The organism is Streptomyces sp. NBC_01320, from assembly GCF_035974375.1.
Lineage (GTDB): Bacteria > Actinomycetota > Actinomycetes > Streptomycetales > Streptomycetaceae > Streptomyces > Streptomyces yanii.
This window is the reverse complement of record NZ_CP108390.1, coordinates 5,702,521-5,722,369: the sequence shown is the minus strand read 5'-3', so window position 1 is coordinate 5,722,369 and position 19,849 is coordinate 5,702,521. Positions and strand designations below refer to the sequence as shown.

Below are 19,849 nucleotides of genomic sequence, written 5' to 3'. Positions count from 1 at the left end.
TCCCCGTTACCGCCTGGCGCCCGCCCAGGTCAGCCGATGTTGTCGACGGCGGCCTTCGCGCGCGTGATGGTGTGCTGCGCGGTGCCGTCGTTCTTCTCCAGCGTCGTCTTCAGCAGCTGGATGATGCTCTTGACCTCCTGCGAGGCCCGGTTCCACCGCAGTTCCTTGCCGTGGTACTCGTCCGAGACGCCGTCCGCGGTGAAGTCCGCCATCGCCGCCTTGACCTGCCCGTCCCGCGCCGCGATCACTTCCTCCAGACGCGCGATCACGACCTGGATGTTGCCCTGCGCATCCGCCGACGCACCCGTGTCGTACGCACGACGATCACTGCCACCAGCCATCACAAACCCCTGCTCCTCGAAAGATCAGCGTCCGCCGAAGCGGGCCGCGTCGAAGTTCGCCGCACCCTGCTGCTGCCGGGCGTTGTCACCCTGCTCCTGGTCACCCGAACCGAACGCCTGCTCCATGCCCGACTGCCCACCCAGCAGCGCCGACAACGAACCGTTCAACGCCGCCGTGATCTCGTCCGAACGGTTCTTGAACGAGTCGAACGCCACCCGCCCCGCACCGTTGAACTTCCCCTCCAACGGCGCAGCCGCCTGCACCAACTGACGGATCAACGTGCCCAAGTCATCACTCGAACCACGCGACTTCGACGTCAGATTCGACAGAACCTGCGCTCCCATGTCGAACTTCATTCGCTTCCCCCTGCCGCACCAACTGATCCCATAGGCCGCCATCCTTGCGAACGCTGGCCCGGCGGTGCAACCGAGGGGCCCCGCTGTGACCAACGCATGACAGATCTGCGGGGGCCCAATGCGTCCGAACAAGGACATCGGCGAACGAATGTTTTTCAGTGCCGTCCCGCCAGCCGGTCCGCCGCCTTGGCGATCGGGTCGGTGGTGGCTTCGGCCGAGGTGAGTTCGCGGCGGTCCGCGGTGCGGTAGGCCGCGTACATGCCGTGGACGCCGATCCAGCGGAAGGGTTCCGGTTCCCAGCGGCGGACCTTGTGGTTGACCCAGGGGAGGGTGGTCAGGTCGGTGGGGCCCGACTGGCCGGAGTCCTGCTGGATCAGGTCGCGCAGGGTGCGGGCGGCGAGGTTGGTGGTGGCGACGCCGGAGCCGACGTAGCCGCCGGCCCAGCCGAGTCCGGTGGAGCGGTCGAGGGTGACCGTGGCACACCAGTCGCGGGGGACGCCGAGGACGCCGGACCAGGCGTGGTCGATGCGGGCGCCCGCGGTGGTGGGGAAGAAGCGGACCAGGATCTCGCGGAGGGCCTCGATGGTGGCGGGCCGGGTGCGCGCTGTGTCGTTGAAGTGGGCGGCACCCGAGGCGAAGCGGTAGGGGACGCCCCGGCCACCGAGTGCGATGCGGTCGTCGGCGGTGCGCTGGGCGTACATGTAGGCGTGGGCCATGTCGCCGAGCGTCTCGCGGCCGTCCCAGCCGATGGTGTCCCAGACCGACTTCGGGAGCGGTTCGGTGGCGATCATCGAGGAGTTCATCGGGAGCCAGGTGCGCTTCTCGCCCTTGAGGTTGGCCGTGAAGCCCTCGGTGCAGCGCAGGATGTACGGGGCGCGGACGGTGCCGTACGGGGTGTGGGCGTGCTTGGGTTTGATCTCGGTGACGGGGGTCGACTCGTGGATGGTGACGCCGAGCGCCTCGACGGCGTCGGCGAGCCCCTTGACGAGTTTGACCGGGTGCAGGCGGGCGCCGTGCGGTGTCCAGGAGGAGCCGACGGCTCCGGTGACGCGGACGCGTTCGGCGGTCTCGCGGGCGCCGCGCAGGACCCGGTCGGTCTCGCCGAAGGCGATCTCGACGGAGTGGAAGTCCTTGAGGCGGGCCAGCTGGGCCGGTGTGTAGGCCACTTCGAGGACGCCGCCCTGGTGGATGTTGGCGTCGATGTTCTCTTCGGCGGCGACGCGTACGACCTCGTCGACGGTGTCGTTCATCGCCTTCTGGAGGCGGACGGCGGCGTCGTGGCCGTGGAGTTTCGCGTAGCGGTCGCGGCCTGCGATGCCGTTGTAGAGCCAGCCGCCGTTGCGGCCGGAGGCGCCGTAGCCGCAGAACTTCGCCTCGAGGACGGTGATGTTCAGGAAGGGGACGGCCTTCTTGAGGTAGTACGCCGTCCAGAGTCCGGTGTATCCGCCGCCGACGATGCAGACGTCCGTGGTGGTGTCGCCGGGCAGGGGCTCGCGCGGGACGGGCGTGCCTTGGTCCGCGTACCAGAACGATATTCCGCCGTTGACCGTGCTGACGGTGCTCATGTTGCCCCTGCTTGTCCGTGTGAAGCCGAGTTCCTGTGGGGCGGGACGTTACTGCGCGGAGGCGGTTCCGTCCTCCCCCGGGTGAGCGGGTAGCACGCGAGGCCGATGAGGACGGCGGTGATGTGGCCGAGGTCGGTGAAGGTGCGGCCGGTGAGGAGGGGGATGCCGTAGACGACGACGACGGCGAAGAGGTACGCGTACCGCCAGGGTTGGGGGGCGTGGTACGTGAGGACGGCGGCGACGCCCGCGAGTGCGTAACTGACTCCGACATCCAGGGTGTTGACCGCGGACACGGGTGCCTGTCCGTGGCGGACGGCCCAGGCGAGGACGCCCTCGCTGACGAGGGTGGCCAGGACGTGCGCGAGCGCGGCAACCGCGAACCAGCGCAGCGTGCCGAGCCAGCGTTCGGCGGGGGCGTGGAAGACGTTGAAGAGGAAGGCGTACGGGAACCACTTGCCGCCGTCGATCCAGAAGGCGCTGGAGATGAGGACGCGTACCGGGTCGCGGACCAGCTCGTGGATGTTGGTCGAGTGTTGACGCAGGAAGTCCTCCTCGAAGTCGGGGGACATCTGATGCACCACGACGGTGGTGACGAAGAGGATCGCCAGCCAGATGTACGTGCCGGGCGCGCTGCGGATCCAGAGGCGGACGGCGCGCAGGACGCGCGTCGGGAGGGGGAGCGGGTTCGTGGGCGGGGCCGGGCTGCTGGGGGGCATAACCGATTGACGCACGGGCCTACGATCGGGTGCGTGATTGACATTCCGGACGCGCTGATCGCCACCCGGTCCAAGTACAGCGGCGAGACCGGGCGGGCGTTCCTGGCCGCGCTCCCGGGGCTCGCGGACCGGTTCCTGGGCGAGTGGGGGCTGCGGCTGGACGGGGCCGCGATGCACGGGATGTGCGCGCTGGTGCTGCCGGTGGTCCGCGCGTCGGACGGCCGGCGGGCGGCGCTGAAGCTCCAGCCAGCGGACGAGGAGACGGCGGGGGAGCCGGTCGCTCTGCGCGCGTGGGGCGAGGCGGGCGCCGGGGCGGTGGGACTGCTCGGCCACGACGTCGGGACCGGCACGATGCTGCTGGAACGGCTGGACGAGCGGCGGCCGCTGTCGGCGGTGGCGGACGAGCGGGCGGCGGTCGAGGTGCTCGCGGGGCTGTTGGCCCGGCTGACATCCGTACCGGCGCCGGACGGGCTGCGACGGCTGGGGGATGCCGCGGAGCGGATGCTGGACGGGGTGGAGCGGGCGGTGGCGGGGCTGGCGGACGCGGAGGAGCGGCTACTGCTGGTGGACTGTGCGGCGGCCGTACGGGAGGTGGCGGGCGAGCCGGGGGACCGGCTGCTCCACTGGGACCTGCACTACGACAACATTCTGGCGGGACGGGCGGAGGAGGGCCGGGCGCACGAGTGGGTCGCGCTGGACCCGAAGCCGCTGGCCGGGGACCCCGGCTTCGATCTGATGCCCGCCCTGCACAACCGGTTCGACGCGTCGACGGTGCGGTGGCGGTTCGACCTGATGACGGAGGTCCTCGGTCTTGACCGGGAGCGGGCGCGTGCCTGGACGCTGGGGCGGGCGCTGCAGAACGGCATCTGGGACGTGACGGACGGGGAGAGCCGTTTGGGGCCGGAGCAGGCGGAGATCGCCCGGCAGCTGCTGGGCCGGGGGTAGAGGGAAGCCGGTGGGCGGCGGCTGCTTACGCTGCCCCCATGATTCGTACCGCTACCGCTGCCGATGTCCCTGTCATCCATTCCATGGTCCGCGAACTCGCCGAGTACGAGGAGGCGCTCCACGAGGCGAACGCCACCGAGGAGCAGCTGCACGAGGCGTTGTTCGGCGAGCGGCCCGCCGCGTATGCGCACATCGCCGAGTCGGACGAGGACGGGGAGATCGTGGGCTTCGCGCTCTGGTTCCTGAACTTCTCGACGTGGCGCGGGGTGCACGGCATCTATCTGGAGGACCTGTACGTACGCCCCGACCGGCGCGGCGGCGGGCACGGCAAGGCGCTGCTGAGGGAGCTGGCGCGGATCTGCGCGGAGCGGGGGTACGAGCGTCTGGAGTGGTCGGTGCTGAACTGGAACGCCCCGTCCATCGCGTTCTACGAGTCGCTGGGCGCGCGGCCGCAGGACGAGTGGACGGTGTACCGGCTGACGGACGGGGCGCTGGCGGAGCTCGGCGGCTGACCTTCGCCCTCAGGTCCTGTCGTCGGACCGCCGTCCGCGGGAGACGACGGCGGTTCGACGAGAGCCGACAGGCTCTCAGGGGACGAGGACGACCTTGCCCATCGTGCCGCGCGTCTCCAGGGCGCGGTGGGCGGCGGCCGCCTCGGCGAGCGGGAAACGCTGGACGGCGGGGCGCAGGCGGCCCGCGGCGGCTTCGGCGAGCGAGCGTTCTTCGAGGACGCGCAGGCCGCCCGCCTGCTGCATCATCGCCGGGCCGAGGACGCCCCGGGAGGTGATGCCGCGTTCGGCGAGCTCCTCGTCGGTGAAGGTGAGCGGGGACCCGTTGTGAAGTCCCTCGCCGGACCAGCCGAAGACGATGTGCTGCCCGCCCTTGCCGAGGAGGTCGACGGCGGCGCGCGCGGTGACGCCGCCGACGGAGTCGTAGACGACGGTGGCGCGGCGGCCGAGGCCGTCGAGGTAGGTACGGACCCGGGCCGGCCAGTCGGGGAGGGTGTAGTCGACGGCGAGGTCGGCGCCGTTGTCCTTCACCGCCGCGACCTTGGCGGGTCCGCCGGCGAGGCCGATGACGGTGGCTCCGGTGTGCTTGGCGTACTGAACGAGCAGGGTGCCGATGCCGCCCGCCGCGGCGGGGACGACGGCGACCGAGTCGGGGCCGAGCTCGGTGAACTGCAGGATGCCCAGGGCTGTGCGGCCGGTGCCGATCATGGCGACGGCCTCGGCCTCGTCGAGGCCGGACGGGATCGGGTGGAGCTTGTCGGCGTCGGTGACGGCGAGTTCGGCGTAGCCGCCGGGGGCCATGCCGAGGTGGGCGACGACGCGCCTGCCCAGCCAGTCGGGGTCGGTGCCCTCACCGAGCGCGTCGACCGTTCCGGCGACTTCGCGGCCGGGGACGGTGGGCAGCTCGGCGGGGGACGGGAACGGCCCTGTCATGCCCTCGCGCAGGGCGGTGTCGAGGAGGTGCACACCGGCCGCGGCGACCGCGATCCGGACCTGGCCGGGGCCGGGCACCGGGTCGTCGGCCGTCTCGTACGTGAGGTTCTCGGCGGGTCCGAAGGTGTGGAGGCGGACGGCATGCATGGCGGGCTCCTCGGGTCGGCTGGCTCTCGGGGATCACCCTCCGACCTCAACCCTGCTCGAGGTCAAGGGCGGGTCGGGACGTCCGGGACCGTGCGCTCGCTCCGACGGCGAGCAGGGCCGCTTCCAGCCCGCTGTTGAACGACACCTCGCTGAGCAGTCCGGGCGCGGCGACCTGGTCGCCCGCGAGGTAGATGCCGTCGCCGCGGTCGATGGCGGGACGGTCCCGCCAGGTGGTGCCGGGCCGGTCGACGGCGCCTGTACGGCCGACGGCAAGGGCCTCGCGCCGCCACTCGGTGCGGTCGCGCCAGCCCGGGTGGCCGAGGTCGAGGAGCTCTTCGGCGCGGGCGATTCCGGCGGCCTTCGACTCGCCGGGGGCGACGGGGAACTGGCCCTGGACGAGCCGTCGGCCCGCCGGGGCGAGGGTGCGGTCCTGGGCGCTGCTGTGCTTTCCCGGTGGACGCCCCGGGACCTCCTGTTCGATCCGGCCGGGGGCGTCCAGGTCGCAGACGGCGGACGCGTCGCCGCGCCGGGTGCGCAGGGCCAGGTCGATGAGGGCGGTCCTGCCGCTGTCCCAGGTCAGGGTGGGGTCGTTGAGCAGGCCGCGGGCGGCGTCGAGGGAGGTGGCGACGACGACCGGGCCGGTCCGGGCCAGGGTGTCGAGGGTGCCCGGGTCGATCCGGGTCGCCGTCTCGATCCGGACGCTCATGTTCCAGGCGCGGGCGGCCATCCGGTCGATGATCTGCGCCCAGCCGCCGACCGGGTGGCGCGCCTCGGGCGGCAGTGCGGCGGCGCGGCGCAGCCGTTCCTGGACGAACGCGGCGGAGAGCGAACCGGGATCGTGGTGGAAGAGCGCGACGGCGGCGTAGTGCGCGGCCGCGCGGGCGGTTTCCTCGCCGGCCCGGGCGGTGGCCCAGGTACGGAAGTCGGTGTCGACGGGGGCGTGTCCGGCGCGGCGGCGGGTGAGCCGGAGGAGGCCGGGGGGCGGGGTGCGGCGCAGGGTGCCGCCCAGCCGGAAACGGAGCCGGGTGGCTCGGAGGAGCGGCACCGTGGCGACCGGGCCGAGGAGATCGCGCTGTGCGAGCCAGGCCCAGTGCGGTCCGTGGCGGTAGAGGGCGTGGGGTCCTTCGTTGGTGCGGTACGGGCCCTCGGTGGTCCTGGCGCGGCCGCCGAGCGTGTGGTGGGCCTCGTGGACGGTCACCAGGGCGCCGGGCTCGGCGGCTGTGATCGCTGCGGTGAACCCGGCGAGTCCGCCGCCGATGATGTGGATGCGCTGCATGCGTCCGTGTCTCCTCGTCGTCGTGGAACGATGACAAAGAGGTGACGTCCGAAGGGGGCCCGGGTGTGACATCGGCGCGGGGGTGTTGTCAGTGGCGTGGGTCACGATGGGGCCATGGCACGTAACAGCAGGAGTGGTGGCGGGAAGGATGCCGTGGCGGCGGTGCGACGACCGGAGGTGCGGTTGCCGCCGCTCGTTCCGTACGACGGGGAGGGGCTGGAGCCGGACGGGGACTATGACGGTGTGCGGTTCGAGGGGACGGATTTCGCAGACGAGTCGGGTCCGGGCGCCCGGTTCATGGACTGTGCGCTGGAGGGATGCGCGCTCGACCGTACGGAGCTGATCAGGGCCCGCTTCATCGACTCGGTCCTGACGGGGGTGCGGGGGGTGGGCACCGATCTCGCGGGGGCGTCGCTGCGCGATGTGGAGGTGGTGGACGCGCGGCTGGGCGGGGTGCAGTTGCACGGCGCGGTGCTGGAGCGGGTCCATGTGCGCGGTGGGAAGATCGACTATCTGAACCTGCGCAAGGCACGGCTGAAGGACGTGGTCTTCGAGGGCTGTGTGCTGTCGGAGCCGGACTTCGGGGACGCGCAGCTGGTGCGGGTGGAGTTCCGGGACTGTGTGCTGAAGCGGGCCGACTTCAGTTCGGCACGGATGGAGTCGGTGGACCTGCGGACGGCCGCCGAGCTGGACATCGCGCGTGGGGTGGAGCGGCTGGCGGGGGCGGTGATCAGCCCGGTGCAGCTGATGGAACTGGCCCCGGCGTTCGCGGCGCAGATCGGGGTGCGGGTGGAGGCGTAGGGGGTGTCCGGATCCGCTCGTCAGACCCGGGGGAAGCGGGCCTGGAGGTCCCAGATCACGGGGTTGTCGGCGAGCCCCTCGTGCATGTCGGCGAGGTCCGCGATCAGGTCGTGCAGGAAGTCGCGGGCCTCGCGGCGCAGCAGGGAGTGGCTGAAGGTGAGCGGGGGTTCGTCGCCGGGCATCCAGTCGGCTTCGACATCGACCCAGCCGAAGCGGCGCTCGAAGAGCATCCGGTCGGACGACTCGGTGAAGTCCAGCTCGGCGAACTGCCGCCGGTGCGAGCGGCTGCCACGGGGGTCCTGGTCGATCTGCTCGACGATGTCGCAGAGCGCCCAGGCGAAGTCGAGCACGGGCACCCATCCCCAGGCTGTGGATACCTCGCGGTCCGCCTTGGTGTCCGCGAGGTAGACGTCCCCGGAGAACAGGTCGTGCCGCAGGGCGTGGACGTCCGCGCGGCGGTAGTCGGTCTGCGGGGGGTCGGGGAAGCGCCGGGAGAGGGAGTAGCCGATGTCGAGCACAGTTCGATGGTGTCATGCCCGGGGGTGCGTCAACGCCGGAGCGGTGGGTTGCCCCGCTGCCCCGGGCACCGCGGGCGCGTGGCGCCGCGGTCGTCCTCGCCGCAGGCGGCCCGGCTCACGGCAGCAGCCGTTGCTCCTTCGCCACGGCCACGGCGCCCGCGCGGGTGTCGACGCCGAGTTTGTCGTAGATGCGGCCCAGGTGCGTCTTGACCGTGGCCTCGCTGATGAACAGGGCCCGGGCGATGTCCCGGTTGCCCAGGCCCTGGGACAGCTGGCCCAGGATGTCGCGTTCGCGGTCGGTGAGCGTCGGCAGGGGACGGCGCATGCGGGCCATGACACGGCTGGCGACCGGTGGGGAGAGCGTGGTGCGGCCCTGGGCCGCCGAGCGGATCGCGGCGAACAGTTCCTCCGGGCGTTCCGCCTTCAGCAGATAGCCGGTGGCGCCCGCCTCGATGGCGCGGGTGATGTCGGCGTCCGTGTCGTACGTCGTGAGGACGAGGACGTGGACGCCGGTCGCCGCGATGCGACGGGTGGCCTCGACGCCGTCGATTCCTATCCCCAGTTGGAGGTCCATCAGGACGACGTCGGGGGTGAGCCGGGCGGCCAGGGCGACGGCCTCCTCGCCGCTTCCCGCCTCGCCGACGACCTCGATGTCCGGTTCGCTGCCGAGGAGGGCGAGCAGTCCGGCGCGTACGACGGCGTGGTCGTCGCAGAGCAGGATCCGTACGGCGGGTGAGGTCATGAGGGTTCCTCCGGCGAGGGCGACGGGGCGGGGGCGGGCAGGGGGACCGCGGCGGAGACGACGGTTCCCTCGCCCGGTGCCGATTCGATCGTGAGCGTGCCGCCGAGCTGGTGCAGCCGGGCGCGCATCGCGGGCAGCCCGTGGCCGCGTACGCCCGCTGCCGGACGCAGGGCGGCCGGTGCGGGCGGGGTGAAGCCGCGGCCGTTGTCGGCGATGTCCAGGACGGTCCGGTCGTCCAGGTGGGTCAGTGTCAGCGCGGCCTCCGTGGCGTCCGCGTGCTCCCTCACATTGGCCAGTGCGCCCTGGGCGATGCGCAGCAGTGCGGACTGCACCCGGTCGGGCAGCGCCGCGTGCGGCGTCCCCTCCACATGGCAGCGGACCGTGAGCAGCCCCTGGGCCTGAACCGTTTCGCGGACGGCCAGTGCGTGCAGCGCCGCCTCCAGGCCGCCGCCCTCCGCGAGATCCGCCGGTGCCAGGTCGTGGACGAAGCGGCGGGCTTCGGCGAGGTTGCGTTCGGCGATGCCTGTGGCCGTGCGGACGTGGCGGCGGGCGGTCGCCTGGTCCGCGTCCCAGGTGCGGTCCGCGGCCTGGAGCAGCATCTGCTGGCTGGACAGGCCCTGCGCGAGGGTGTCGTGGATCTCCATGGAGAGCCGCTGGCGTTCGGCGAGGGTGCCTTCGCGGCGTTCGGTGGCGGCGAGTTCGCGGCGGGTGCGCAGCAGATCGTCGATCAGTTCGCGCTGGTGCACGGCCTGGCGCTGCATATGGACGAAGACCGCGGTCGCGATGGCCGCCACGGCGGGGGGCGCGAGCACCAGGTTCGGGTCGAAGCCGTGGGCCAGCCGCAGCTGCGCGGCCACGACGAACACGGTGAGCAGTGCGACGAGGGCGAGCGCGGCGCGCGGCGGGAGCAGCCGCAGCCCGGTGTAGAAGAGCGGCACCGCGCACCAGGCGAAGCTCGGCGCGAGGACGACGAGCACCATCCACACGGCCACGAGCACGGCGAGCCAGGCCAGCCGGCGCGGGGTGGGGCGTGAGCCGAGCACCGGGCCCAGCAGATACAGCGCGGCGAGCGTGACGGACAGCGCGATGATCCACGGGGTGCGGTCCTCGCCCGGGTGGCGGAGCAGGAAGCGGGCCAGGGAGGCGCCGAGCAGCAGGAAGAACGCGGCGTGCATGAGCAGCGCGAGCCACCGGGCATCCGGGTCGGCGGCTTCGGTCGGGTGCTCCACCTCGTACCTCGTACTCCCTGCCGACTGCCGAAGAGCTGCTGTTGACCTGCGCAGACACATCCATGGTGACCCGGTGGGGCCACCCCCGCATCAACCGATCGGCCGATGGGGCCGTCAGCCGTCCTGCCCGCGGTGTCGAGCCGGTACGTCGACGTTACGGGACCGGATCCGGCCGGAGGATCGAGCACAGAGCCGGACACCGCCTGACCGGAACACCGCCCGGGCGGAAACACCGTCGAATCGTCGAGGAGCCCCACCATGAAGAAGATGTCGCTGCGCACCCGTGTCCTCACCGGTGCTGTCGCCGCCGCCGCGCTGGGTGCCGGAACCTTCGGTGCCGTGTCCGCGAGCGCCTCCGCCCCCGCCGCTGCCACTGCCGCCGCCGTCACGGCCGACACGGCGAACCGGAACCTCCAGCAGACCACCCATCTGACCGTCGCCGCCGCCACCGAGGCCGCGCGCGCCGCCCTCGACGCCGCCGAGAAGGAGAACCAGCGTGTCTCGGTCGCCGTCGTCGACCGGAACGGCAACACCGTCGTGACGCTGCGCGGCGACGGCTCCGGCCCGCAGGCGTACGAGTCCGCCGAGAAGAAGGCGTACACCGCCGTCGCCTGGAACGCCCCCACCTCCGTGCTCGCCGGCCGTCTGGCACAGGCTCCGAACCTGAAGGACATCCCTGGCACCCTGTTCCTCGCGGGCGGCGCCCCGGTGCAGGTCAAGGGTGCACCGGTGGCCGGCATCGGCGTGGCCGGTGCCCCCAGCGGCGATCTCGACGAGAAGTTCGCCCAGGCGGGCGTCGCCGCACTCGCGAAGTAGGACAGCCGACCACAGCCCGGGAGAGACCACGGATGAACGCCCTCGATCACGACCTGCTCCGAGCCGCGCGCACCGGTGACGCCGATGCCGCACGCACCGCGATCGAGGGCGGCGCCCGCGTCGACGCCCGCGACGAGGAGCGGCGTACCCCGCTGCTCCTCGCCGTCCACGGCGATCACGTCGAGCTCGCGCGGCTGCTCGTCGAGGCGGGTGCGGACCCGGATGCGCAGGACCGGCGCGAGGACAGTCCCTGGCTGGCGACCGGTGTCACCGGCAGCGTCGCGATGCTGCACACCCTGCTGCCGGCCGGACCCGACCTGAAGCTCCGTAACCGGTTCGGCGGCATCGCGCTGATCCCGGCGAGCGAGCGCGGCCATGTCGGTTACGTGCGGGAGCTGCTCCGCGTCACGGACATCGACGTCGACCACGTCAACCGGCTCGGCTGGACCGCCCTGCTGGAGGCCGTGATCCTGGGCGACGGCGGCCGGGCGCACCAGGAGATCGTCGAACTGCTGCTGGCGGCGGGCGCGACCCCCGGTCTGCCGGACGGCGACGGGGTGACGGCGCTGGAACACGCGGAGCGGCGCGGGTTCGCGGAGATCGCGGCGCTGCTGCGGAACCGGGACCCGAGGTGAGCATCCACCGATCCGCCAAACCGACATTCCACACATAGGATCATCGGTGTGCGCCCCACCGCTCTGATCCTGGCCCTCGCCACGACCACCGTCGTCTCCCTCACCGCCGGCTGCTTCGGCGGTGTGGAGGGCGCCCCCGGCTCCGCCGGTCTGCGCGACCCGTACTTCCCGAAGGTCGGCAACGGCGGGTACGACGTCACCCATTACGACCTCACCTTCGACGTCGACCCGGCCGCCCAGCACCTGCGCGGCACTGCCGTGATCACCGCGCGCGCCGCCCAGGACCTCAGCGCCTTCAATCTCGACCTGGCCGGGCTGACCGTCGAGTCAGCGCAGGTCGAGGGGCGCCCGGCCGCCGTCAACCGGGCGGCCCACGAACTGACGCTGCGCCCCGATGCCGAGGTGGAGAGCCACCTCCACAAGGGCAGGACGTTCCGCACGGTCGTCCGCTACTCCGGCTCCCCGCTGACCCTCACCGACCCGGACAACTCGAAGGAGGGCTGGCTGCGGACGGCGGACGGATCGGTGGCGCTCGGTGAGCCGGTCGGGGCGATGGCCTGGTTCCCCGGCAACAACCACCCGAGCGACAAGGCGTCCTACGACCTCACGGTCACCGTTCCCAAGGGCCTGACCGCCGTGTCCAACGGCGAGCTGACGTCCCGCAGGACCTCCGGTGGCACCACCACGTACCACTGGCACACCGCCGCGCCCATGGCGACCTATCTCGCGACGCTCGCCATCGGACGCTTCGACACGAAGGCGTCGACGACCCCCGACGGCATCAAGGTGTTCACGGCCGTGGACCCGAAGTCGGCGGCGGCGAGTGCCCGGACCCTGGCCCGGATCCCCGAGGTCGTGCAGTGGGAGGCCGAGCGCTTCGGGCCGTATCCGTTCTCCTCGACCGGCGCGATCGTCGACCGCCCGAACGACGCCGGGTATGCGCTGGAGACCCAGAACCGTCCGTTCTTCCCCGGCCCGCCGGACGTCGGGCTCCTCGTCCATGAGATGTCCCACCAGTGGTTCGGGGACTCCGTCACGCCCGACAGCTGGCGGGACATGTGGCTCAACGAGGGTTTCGCGACGTACGCGGAGTGGCTGTGGCAGGCGGACAAGGAGGGCGTCCCCGTCCAGGACAGCTTCGACCGCGCCTTCGCGAGCGACGCCAACTGGGCTTTCCCGCCGGCCGATCCGCCGACGGCCGCGGACATCTCTCAGCCGCCGGTGTACGGGCGCGGGGCAATGGTGATCCACAAAATCCGGCAGGCGGTGGGCGACGACAAGCGGTTCTTCGCCCTCGTCAGGGGCTGGACGAAGGCGCACCGGCACGGCAACGCGTCGACGGCCGACTTCACCGCCTATGTGGAGAAGACGACCGGCCTGGATCTGACGGACCTGTGGAACACCTGGCTGTACGGCAGGAGCCGGCCCGCCGCGAAGGACTGACCGGCTCCCGGAACCGCAGAGGCAGGGGCTACTTCACGTTGATTCCGGACCAGGCGGCGGCGACGGCCGCGTACTCCGCGCCCCCCGCCCCGTACAGATCGGTCGCCGCCTTCAGGGTCGCGGTCCGCGCCCCGGCGTAGTCGGTGGTCGACGTCATGTAGGTGGAGAGGGCCCGGTACCAGATCTGAATGGCCTTGTCGCGCCCGATCCCCGTGACCGTGGAGCCGTTGGAGGTCGGTGAGTTGTAGGAGACCCCGTTGATGGTCTTCGCGCCGCTGCCCTCGGACAGCAGGTAGAAGAAGTGGTTGGCGGGCCCGGACGAGTAGTGGACGTCGAGGCGCCCGACGGTCTTCGACCAGGAGTCGGCGGAGGCGCCGTCCTTGCTCGGCTTGTCCATGTAGCGCAGCGGTGTGCCGTTGCCGTTTATGTCGATCTTCTCGCCGATGAGGTAGTCGCCGACGTCGCTGCTGTTGCCCGCGTAGAACTCGACCGAGGAACCGAATATGTCGCTGGTCGCCTCGTTGAGACCGCCTGACTCGCGGCTGTAGTTGAGCCTTGCGGTGGCCGCGGTCAGACCGTGGCTCATCTCGTGTCCGGCGACGTCCAGCGAGGTGAGCGGCTTGAGGTTGCCCGAGCCGTCGCCGTACGTCATGCAGAAGCAGCTGTCCGACCAGAACGCGTTGACGTACGCGTTGCCGTAGTGGACCCGGGAGTACGCGGCCCTGCCGTCGCCCGCGATGCCGTTGCGTGCCAGGACGTTCTTGTAGAAGTCCCAGGTCACTGCGGCGCCGTAGTGGGCGTCGACGGCGGCGGTCTGACGGTTGGTCGCGAGACCGTTGCCCCAGATGTCGTCGGCGTCGGTGAAGAGGGTCCCGGTGCCGGAGGTGCCGCCGTTCAGGTCGTACGTGTTGTGGCCGCCGCGACCGCCGTCGGTCAGGTTGTAGTTGGAACCGGAGGCCGTGGTGCCCAGGTTCACCGTGCCGCTGTACTGGCTGGTGCCGGACCCGGTGTCGATGGCCTCGTACGCGTAGAGCTCCTTGCCGCTCGCGGCGTCGGTGATGACGTGGCGTTCGCTGGGGGTCCCGTCGTCCTGGACGCCCTTGACCACGTTCTCGTACGCGAGCGTCGGCTTGCCGGTGGCGGCCCAGATCACCTTCCGCGCACCGGCCTCGGCGGCGAGTGCGGCGGTCGTCGACGGGACGGCGATGTCGGCGGCGGTGGCCTTGGAAACCCCCTTGAGCGAACCGTCCTTACGGGTGTGGGTGACGAGGTCGCCGCCGAGGACGGGCAGTCCGTCGTAGGTGCGCTCGTATCGGGTGTGAACCGTGCCGTCGGCGTCCTTGATCACATCGCGGACGACGAGCTTTTCCTTGCCGCCGAGCTTGATCTTCGCGGCGGTCGAGGCGGCCCCGGCCTGGGCCTCCTTGAGGGCCGAGACCCGCTGGGAAGCGCTGAGCGGCAGGGCGGTGGCCCCGGACTCGCGGTCCTGGGCCGCACCGGCCGGACCTGCTTGTACGCCGACGACGACCATGGCGGCGGTAGCGGCAAGAGCGGCGGCACGCAGAGTGGTTCTCACTCGTTCTCCTTCACTCGATCCATGAGCTCCGTGAGGGGGGTGCGGTGAGAGTGGCACCGACGCGCCCCTATTGGCAGGGGCGCGTCAAGGATTTGACCGGATCTTGTCCGTCTGTGAGGGAGCGTCATCCGATATGCGTCATGCGCCGGTCGGTGCCTTAGCGGGTGGCCGACGACAGACAGACGAACGGGAGCCCCTGGCCGAAAACAATCGGCTGGGGGCTCTCGCTGTTCGGGCCTTCAGGCCCTGGGGCTCTGTGTCAGAGGTTGACGCCGAAGTCCTGCGCGATGCCGCGCAGACCCGAGGCGTATCCCTGGCCCACCGCGCGGAACTTCCACTCCGCGCCGTTGCGGTACAGCTCGCCGAAGACCATCGCGGTCTCGGTGGCGGCGTCCTCGCTCAGGTCGTAGCGGGCGATCTCGGCGCCGCCGGCCTGGTTGAGGATGCGGATGAACGCGTTGCGCACCTGGCCGAAGTTCTGGCTGCGTGTCTCGGCGTCGTAGATGGAGACCGGGAAGACGATCTTGTCGACGTCGGCAGTGAGGCCCGCCAGGTTGACGTTGATCTGCTCGTCGTCGCCCTCGCCCTGGCCCGTGACGTTGTCACCGGTGTGGACGATGGACTGGTCCGGCGTCGACTTGTTGTTGAAGAAGACGAAGTGGCCGTCGGAGACGACCTTCCCCGCCGCGTTCACCGCGATCGCCGAGGCGTCGAGGTCGAAGTCGGTGCCGGTGGTGGTACGGACGTCCCAGCCGAGGCCGACCGTGACGGCGGTCAGGCCCGGGGCCTCCTTGGTGAGCGAGACGTTGCCGCCCTTGGACAGGCTTACTGCCATGGGAAGTCCCTTTCATCGTCGTGTGCGGGCTTCATGCCTTCACGAAGCTACCGTCACCCGTCCTAACGCAGGCGGAGGACCGAGAGGTTCCTGGTCTCTTTGCTTTCTTTACCGAATTCCCAGCCGGGCCGACGGCAGGGTGCGGCAAAAAGAGGTGACGAACGGGGCTTCGGCCAGGGAACATGGGTGTCATGTCCGGGCCCTATGTCATCCGCGGTTCGGTCTCCCTGCCGGAGGCCGAACTCATGTGGCGTTTCTCGCGGTCCTCCGGGCCCGGCGGTCAGCACGTCAACACCAGCGACTCCCAGGTGGAGCTGCGCTTCGACCTCGCCGCGACCGAGTCGCTTCCCGAGGTGTGGAAGGAGCGGGCGCTCCAGCGACTGGAGAGCCGGCTGGTGGGCGGCGTGGTCACCGTACGGGCGTCGGAGCACCGCTCCCAGTGGCGCAACCGCGAGACCGCACTCGTCCGCCTCGCCGCCCTGCTGGCCGAAGCCACCGCCCCGCCCCCGAAGCCGCGCCGCAAGACCAGGATCCCGCGCGGGATCAACGAGCGGCGGCTGCGCGAGAAGAAGCAGCGCGGCGACACGAAGCGCGGCCGCTCCGGCCGCGACTGGTAGGCGGCGGCCCCGGCCGCTCCGGCCGTGGCGGGTGGGCCGCACCCTCGATCCGCTCCGACCGGCGGGCGCCGGTGACTCCGGGTCAGCTCAGCTGCCGGTAGCGCCCCCGGAAGTACGTCAGCGGCCCGCCGTCCGCGCTCGGCAGCGCCGCGCTCACCACCCGCCCGATCACCAGGGTGTGGTCGCCCGCGAGCACCCGCTGCTCCGTGCGGCACTCCAGAGTGGCGAGGGCGCCGCCGACCAGGGGGGCGCCGGACACCTCTCCCCGTACATAGGGGATGTCGTCGAACAGCAGCCGATCGCTGATCCGGCCCTTCATCGAGAACCGTCCCGCGATGTGCCGCTGGCTCTCCGCGAGCACGGAGACCGCCCACAACGGCTGCTCGTCCAGCAGGTCGTCCATCCGGGAGCCATTGCGCAGGCTCACCAGGACCAGGGGTGGGTCCAGTGACACGGACATGAAGGCGGTTGCCGTCATTCCCACGTCCTCGCCGCGCCCGTTCTCGTCGAGCGGCGGCTCCTGGGCGGTGATCAGGACCACGCCTGCGGCCAGCCGGGCGAGGGCGCCGCGGAACTCCTCGTTGCTCACCCCTTCAGCATGGGGGATGGGCTCGGATCGCGGGGTGGGGGGTTTCGTCTGCAACACACGGGCACGCTAGCCGTTGCCCGCGCGCGGTCGCATCGGGCCAGGGGACCAGCCGGGTCCTAGGACTCCGGCCGCATGAGGGCACACCGCCACGGCACAATGCAACGGGGCGCGCCGCCGTGCAACCTACAGATTTGCGTTCAAGAAAAGGACGGACCTCTTCCGTAGACCACTCGGTACCCTTCACCATCTGTTGTGACTTGAGTCACAGGGGGCAATATTTGTTGACCCTGTGTACCGGGTGCGCAGCTCACTGTGATTCAGTGGCCCTGACACTGCGAACAAGTACGTCGATATGAAACCTGGAGTGCTGTCGAGGTCTCGGGGAGTGCGAGCAATGGAGGCCGAGTCGGAGCCGTATGTTCGTCTAGCGACGATGCGGCAGCTGCATCAGGCCGTCGCCGATCTCAACACGGCGCGGAGCCTGGCCGACACACTGCAGACCGTGGCCGATGGAATCGTCGCCGGTCTCGGGTACGAGCTGGCCTGCGTCAACCTCGTCCGCCCCGACGGCGATCTCGTCGTCGCCGCGTTCGCGGGCAACTCCGCCGCCGAAGCGCTGATCACCGGCCGCGTCGGCTCGCGCGCCTCCTGGGAGCGCAGGCTCTCCATGGGTGAGTGCTGGGACGAACTCTGTTTCATACCGCACACCGACGGCTGGGTCCTCCTCGACGACGACGTACCGCAGTGGCACACCGAAGGTCCCGAGCCCCGCTTCGAGGACGAGTGGCATCCGGAGGACCGGCTCTACGCCCCGATGTACGCGTCCGGCGGCGGCCGGGACCTCCTCGGCGTCATATCCGTCGACCGCCCGCGCAACGGCCGCCGCCCCGGCGCCTGGGGTCGCGAGGCCCTCCAGATGTACGCGTCCCAGTCGGCCATTGCGATCAGCAACGCCCGGCTCCGAGCAAACATGCAGCGGGCCCTGGTCCGGCTCGAACGGGAGCAGCAGGCGCTGCGGGCCAGCGAGGAATCCTTCCGCCAGGCCTTCGAGTACGCACCCAGCGGCATGGCCATCGCCGAGATGGGAGGCGACCAGCACGGCCGGCTGCTGCGCACCAACGACGCCCTGTGCCGGCTCCTCGGCCGCCCCGCCTCCGTCATGCGCCGCTACTCCTTCGCCGACCTCGTGCACCCCGAGGACATCGGCACCCTGCTGCGCACGTCCGCCGAGGGTGGCCGCGCCGAGCTGCGGCTCGGGCGCCGGGACGGCACCTACCTCTGGGTCTCGCTGCGCAATTCCGTCGTCGCGGACACCACCGACGGACCCCGCTTCCTCCTCACCCATGTGGAGGACATCGAGGAGCGCAAGCGCCACGAGCTGCACCTCGCGCACCGTGCCTCGCACGACGCGCTCACCGGCCTGCCCAACAGCGCGGAGCTGCGCGCCCGGCTCAGCGCCCGGCTCTGCGAGCGCCCGCACTCGACGACGGCGGCCACCGCCGTGGAGGCGCTGGACGCGGCGTACGGCGACGTCGAGGACGTGGACGCCCGGACGCACGGCTTCCGGGCCGACGGCTTCGAGGCGGACGCGGTGGCGGGCGGCGGCCCGTACGACCACCATGTGCACACGGTGGCGCCCGACAGCGAGCAGGACGACGGAACGAAGGGGCTCGCGGTCCTCTTCTGCGACCTCGACGGCTTCAAGTCCATCAACGACCGCTTCGGGCACCACACCGGCGACGCCGTCCTGATCGAGGTCGCCCGGCGGCTCACCACGTGTGTGCGCGACGGCGACACCGTCGCCCGGCTCGGGGGTGACGAATTCGTCGTCCTCGCGGACGGGCTCGGCGCCGCGGACGCCGCGGACCTGGCCGTACGGTTGCGTAACGCCATCATTCCCCCCATTCGGGTGGATGGCCGTGCGGTGCGCGTCGGGGCGAGCTTCGGGATCGGCTGGGCCGCCTGCGGCATGACCGCCGAAGAGGTGCTGCGCTCCGCCGACCAGCGGATGTATGTGGAGAAGCGGTCCCGGTCGAAGGTTCACCGCAGGGCCGGCTGACGTTCACGGACGGTCCGTTCCCGTACCCCGCCCAGGTCCCGGTAAGGCACCCCGAAGACCGACGGCAATTCTTGGTGTGCTCCGTTCGAGGTAGGCTCGGCCGGTCGGCGACGGCTGGCGATATTCGGCGACGGCTGGCGACATGGTGAGGAGTGACCCAGGGATGACGGCCGGGAACAACGGCGCAAGCACACCCGAGGACGACGATCCGTTCGGCTACCTGTACGAGGACGGACAGGCGTCCGGCGCCCAGTCGCCACGGCAGGGCGGCTACGGCTATCCGGGTCCCGTCTCGCAGCCCGGCGTGCCCAGAACCTCGTACAACCAGGTGCGGACGGTCGGCGAGCGCCAGTACGGGCAGCCGGTGCCGCAGCAGCAGCCGTACGGCGGGCAGCAGCAGGCCCAGTACGGCGCGCCGAACGCCCAGTACGCCGCCCCCGAGACGTATCCCGGCGGCGGGCCCACCGCGCACGTCCCGGTGCAGGGCGGCCATGGCCGCAGCGGCGGTCCCGGCAGCGGCGGTCCGAACACCAAGGGCCTGCTGATCGGTGCGATCGCGGTCGTCGCGGTCGTGCTCGTCGGCATCGGCGTCGCGATGATCACGAACGACGGCAAGGACAGCAACAAGAAGGACGAGGCTGCCACCTCGTCCGGTCCCGCCGGTCAGGTCGAGGAGTCCCCGAAGCCGAAGCAGTCCGAAACGTCCTCCGATGCCCCGGCGGAGCTGCCGAAGCAGGACGCCGCGACGCTGAAGCTCGGCGGCACGGCCACGCTCGACAACTCGGTCGAGGGCGCGAAGAGCGCGAACGGCCAGTACATCAATCTGAACGAGGTCGGCAGGTCCGCGACCTGGTCGGTCGAGGTACCGGAGGCCGGCGAGTACACGCTCTACGTGACGTACGGCGTGCCGGGCAAGGACGCCAAGACGTCGCTCACCGTCAACTCCGAGAGTCCGCGGTCCATCAACATGAAGAACTTCGCGCATGCCGCGGAGGGCGACCTGTCGAAGGGCTGGACGACCACCTTCGCCTGGGTCAACCTCAACAAGGGCTCGAACACGCTGATGATCTCGTGCAACGAGGGCGACCAGTGCGACGCCAACCTGGACCAGCTGTCGCTGAAGGCCGGGCACCAGACGCGCTGAACCCCGAACGCGGTCCGGCCCCACCACCCGACGAGGGCGGTGGGGCCGGTTTTCGT

The 19,849-nt window shown here is 71.1% G+C and carries 21 protein-coding genes; 9 read left to right on the top strand and 12 right to left on the bottom strand.

Annotated elements, in window-relative coordinates:
• Positions 1–29 precede the first annotated feature (29 nt).
• From OG395_RS25990 to OG395_RS25975, 4 genes are all read right to left on the bottom strand, one after another.
• A complete protein-coding gene (locus tag OG395_RS25990) occupies positions 30–341 on the bottom strand; it encodes a pore-forming ESAT-6 family protein (protein WP_266983096.1) in 312 nt (103 codons plus the stop codon).
• A 24-nt stretch (positions 342–365) separates the two neighbouring features.
• Positions 366–698 carry a hypothetical protein gene (locus OG395_RS25985; RefSeq protein ID WP_266983094.1) on the bottom strand — a complete coding sequence of 111 codons (333 nt, stop codon included), beginning with the start codon at positions 696–698 and terminating at the stop codon, positions 366–368.
• A 155-nt stretch (positions 699–853) separates the two neighbouring features.
• Positions 854–2,263, bottom strand: a complete 1,410-nt coding sequence (locus OG395_RS25980) for an NAD(P)/FAD-dependent oxidoreductase (RefSeq protein WP_327245079.1) — start codon at positions 2,261–2,263, stop codon at positions 854–856.
• Positions 2,260–2,979 (bottom strand): rhomboid-like protein, encoded by a 720-nt coding sequence (locus tag OG395_RS25975; protein WP_327249465.1) that lies wholly within the window; start codon positions 2,977–2,979, stop codon positions 2,260–2,262. The genes OG395_RS25980 and OG395_RS25975 overlap by 4 nt, the downstream gene beginning before the upstream one ends.
• A gap of 33 nt (positions 2,980–3,012) precedes the next feature.
• Between OG395_RS25975 and OG395_RS25970 the strand changes: the two genes are divergently transcribed.
• Together OG395_RS25970 and OG395_RS25965 are read left to right on the top strand one after the other, a co-directional pair.
• Positions 3,013–3,924, top strand: a complete 912-nt coding sequence (locus tag OG395_RS25970; protein WP_327245078.1) for an aminoglycoside phosphotransferase family protein — start codon at positions 3,013–3,015, stop codon at positions 3,922–3,924.
• A 38-nt stretch (positions 3,925–3,962) separates the two neighbouring features.
• Positions 3,963–4,436: a GNAT family N-acetyltransferase gene (locus OG395_RS25965; RefSeq protein ID WP_327245077.1), complete on the top strand. Its 474-nt coding sequence runs from the start codon at positions 3,963–3,965 to the stop codon at positions 4,434–4,436.
• Between the two features lie 75 nt (positions 4,437–4,511).
• Here the strand turns inward: OG395_RS25965 and OG395_RS25960 are convergent, their stop codons facing one another.
• Positions 4,512–5,513, bottom strand: a complete 1,002-nt coding sequence (locus tag OG395_RS25960; protein ID WP_327245076.1) for a zinc-binding dehydrogenase — start codon at positions 5,511–5,513, stop codon at positions 4,512–4,514.
• A 46-nt stretch (positions 5,514–5,559) separates the two neighbouring features.
• Positions 5,560–6,789 (bottom strand): NAD(P)-binding protein, encoded by a 1,230-nt coding sequence (locus OG395_RS25955; protein ID WP_327245075.1) that lies wholly within the window; start codon positions 6,787–6,789, stop codon positions 5,560–5,562.
• Positions 6,790–6,903: 114 nt separating this feature from the next.
• On the opposite strand from OG395_RS25955, the gene OG395_RS25950 reads away from it, so the two are divergent.
• A complete protein-coding gene (locus tag OG395_RS25950) occupies positions 6,904–7,590 on the top strand; it encodes a pentapeptide repeat-containing protein (protein WP_327245074.1) in 687 nt (228 codons plus the stop codon).
• A gap of 20 nt (positions 7,591–7,610) precedes the next feature.
• Here OG395_RS25950 and OG395_RS25945 read toward each other — a convergent pair whose 3' ends face one another.
• The 3 genes from OG395_RS25945 to OG395_RS25935 form a co-directional block, all read right to left on the bottom strand.
• The gene (locus OG395_RS25945; protein ID WP_037692856.1) at positions 7,611–8,108 is read right to left on the bottom strand and encodes a hypothetical protein; all 498 of its coding nucleotides are present in this window, start codon (positions 8,106–8,108) and stop codon (positions 7,611–7,613) included.
• A 115-nt stretch (positions 8,109–8,223) separates the two neighbouring features.
• The gene (locus OG395_RS25940; RefSeq protein WP_327245073.1) at positions 8,224–8,850 is read right to left on the bottom strand and encodes a response regulator transcription factor; all 627 of its coding nucleotides are present in this window, start codon (positions 8,848–8,850) and stop codon (positions 8,224–8,226) included.
• The gene (locus OG395_RS25935) at positions 8,847–10,025 is read right to left on the bottom strand and encodes a sensor histidine kinase (RefSeq protein ID WP_327249464.1); all 1,179 of its coding nucleotides are present in this window, start codon (positions 10,023–10,025) and stop codon (positions 8,847–8,849) included. The genes OG395_RS25940 and OG395_RS25935 overlap by 4 nt, the downstream gene beginning before the upstream one ends.
• 312 nt (positions 10,026–10,337) lie before the next feature.
• On the opposite strand from OG395_RS25935, the gene OG395_RS25930 reads away from it, so the two are divergent.
• Genes OG395_RS25930 through OG395_RS25920 form a run of 3 tightly spaced genes read left to right on the top strand, consistent with a single transcriptional unit; the run spans position 10,338 to position 12,973 of the window.
• On the top strand, positions 10,338–10,895 hold the full coding sequence (locus OG395_RS25930; protein WP_327245072.1) for a GlcG/HbpS family heme-binding protein: 558 nt from the start codon (positions 10,338–10,340) through the stop codon (positions 10,893–10,895).
• Between the two features lie 32 nt (positions 10,896–10,927).
• Positions 10,928–11,530 (top strand): ankyrin repeat domain-containing protein, encoded by a 603-nt coding sequence (locus OG395_RS25925; RefSeq protein WP_327245071.1) that lies wholly within the window; start codon positions 10,928–10,930, stop codon positions 11,528–11,530.
• A gap of 48 nt (positions 11,531–11,578) precedes the next feature.
• Positions 11,579–12,973, top strand: a complete 1,395-nt coding sequence (locus OG395_RS25920) for a M1 family metallopeptidase (protein ID WP_442818603.1) — start codon at positions 11,579–11,581, stop codon at positions 12,971–12,973.
• 28 nt (positions 12,974–13,001) lie between these two features.
• Here the strand turns inward: OG395_RS25920 and OG395_RS25915 are convergent, their stop codons facing one another.
• Both OG395_RS25915 and OG395_RS25910 read right to left on the bottom strand, forming a co-directional pair.
• The gene (locus OG395_RS25915) at positions 13,002–14,504 is read right to left on the bottom strand and encodes a M4 family metallopeptidase (protein WP_327249462.1); all 1,503 of its coding nucleotides are present in this window, start codon (positions 14,502–14,504) and stop codon (positions 13,002–13,004) included.
• Positions 14,505–14,808: 304 nt separating this feature from the next.
• Positions 14,809–15,384 (bottom strand): TerD family protein, encoded by a 576-nt coding sequence (locus tag OG395_RS25910; RefSeq protein WP_327245070.1) that lies wholly within the window; start codon positions 15,382–15,384, stop codon positions 14,809–14,811.
• 191 nt (positions 15,385–15,575) lie between these two features.
• Between OG395_RS25910 and arfB the strand changes: the two genes are divergently transcribed.
• A complete protein-coding gene (arfB, locus tag OG395_RS25905) occupies positions 15,576–16,001 on the top strand; it encodes an alternative ribosome rescue aminoacyl-tRNA hydrolase ArfB (RefSeq protein WP_266983071.1) in 426 nt (141 codons plus the stop codon).
• Positions 16,002–16,083: 82 nt separating this feature from the next.
• Here arfB and OG395_RS25900 read toward each other — a convergent pair whose 3' ends face one another.
• Positions 16,084–16,590 (bottom strand): flavin reductase family protein, encoded by a 507-nt coding sequence (locus tag OG395_RS25900; RefSeq protein WP_266983069.1) that lies wholly within the window; start codon positions 16,588–16,590, stop codon positions 16,084–16,086.
• A gap of 394 nt (positions 16,591–16,984) precedes the next feature.
• On the opposite strand from OG395_RS25900, the gene cdgB reads away from it, so the two are divergent.
• Together cdgB and OG395_RS25890 are read left to right on the top strand one after the other, a co-directional pair.
• Positions 16,985–18,649 carry a diguanylate cyclase CdgB gene (gene cdgB, locus OG395_RS25895; RefSeq protein ID WP_327245069.1) on the top strand — a complete coding sequence of 555 codons (1,665 nt, stop codon included), beginning with the start codon at positions 16,985–16,987 and terminating at the stop codon, positions 18,647–18,649.
• Positions 18,650–18,812: 163 nt separating this feature from the next.
• A complete protein-coding gene (locus OG395_RS25890) occupies positions 18,813–19,793 on the top strand; it encodes a carbohydrate-binding protein (protein ID WP_327245068.1) in 981 nt (326 codons plus the stop codon).
• Positions 19,794–19,849 lie beyond the last annotated feature (56 nt).

Coding starts and splice junctions, on each gene's coding strand:
- OG395_RS25925 (WP_327245071.1), top strand. CDS start 10,928: ATGAACGCCCTCGATCACGACCTGCTCCGAGCCGCGCGCACCGGTGAC.
- OG395_RS25915 (WP_327249462.1), bottom strand. CDS start 14,504: ATGGTCGTCGTCGGCGTACAAGCAGGTCCGGCCGGTGCGGCCCAGGAC.
- OG395_RS25910 (WP_327245070.1), bottom strand. CDS start 15,384: ATGGCAGTAAGCCTGTCCAAGGGCGGCAACGTCTCGCTCACCAAGGAG.
- OG395_RS25950 (WP_327245074.1), top strand. CDS start 6,904: ATGGCACGTAACAGCAGGAGTGGTGGCGGGAAGGATGCCGTGGCGGCG.
- OG395_RS25930 (WP_327245072.1), top strand. CDS start 10,338: ATGAAGAAGATGTCGCTGCGCACCCGTGTCCTCACCGGTGCTGTCGCC.
- OG395_RS25955 (WP_327245075.1), bottom strand. CDS start 6,789: ATGCAGCGCATCCACATCATCGGCGGCGGACTCGCCGGGTTCACCGCA.
- OG395_RS25940 (WP_327245073.1), bottom strand. CDS start 8,850: ATGACCTCACCCGCCGTACGGATCCTGCTCTGCGACGACCACGCCGTC.
- OG395_RS25980 (WP_327245079.1), bottom strand. CDS start 2,263: ATGAGCACCGTCAGCACGGTCAACGGCGGAATATCGTTCTGGTACGCG.
- OG395_RS25960 (WP_327245076.1), bottom strand. CDS start 5,513: ATGCATGCCGTCCGCCTCCACACCTTCGGACCCGCCGAGAACCTCACG.
- cdgB (WP_327245069.1), top strand. CDS start 16,985: ATGGAGGCCGAGTCGGAGCCGTATGTTCGTCTAGCGACGATGCGGCAG.
- arfB (WP_266983071.1), top strand. CDS start 15,576: ATGTCCGGGCCCTATGTCATCCGCGGTTCGGTCTCCCTGCCGGAGGCC.
- OG395_RS25975 (WP_327249465.1), bottom strand. CDS start 2,979: ATGCCCCCCAGCAGCCCGGCCCCGCCCACGAACCCGCTCCCCCTCCCG.
- OG395_RS25965 (WP_327245077.1), top strand. CDS start 3,963: ATGATTCGTACCGCTACCGCTGCCGATGTCCCTGTCATCCATTCCATG.
- OG395_RS25990 (WP_266983096.1), bottom strand. CDS start 341: ATGGCTGGTGGCAGTGATCGTCGTGCGTACGACACGGGTGCGTCGGCG.
- OG395_RS25985 (WP_266983094.1), bottom strand. CDS start 698: ATGAAGTTCGACATGGGAGCGCAGGTTCTGTCGAATCTGACGTCGAAG.
- OG395_RS25890 (WP_327245068.1), top strand. CDS start 18,813: ATGACGGCCGGGAACAACGGCGCAAGCACACCCGAGGACGACGATCCG.
- OG395_RS25935 (WP_327249464.1), bottom strand. CDS start 10,025: ATGCACGCCGCGTTCTTCCTGCTGCTCGGCGCCTCCCTGGCCCGCTTC.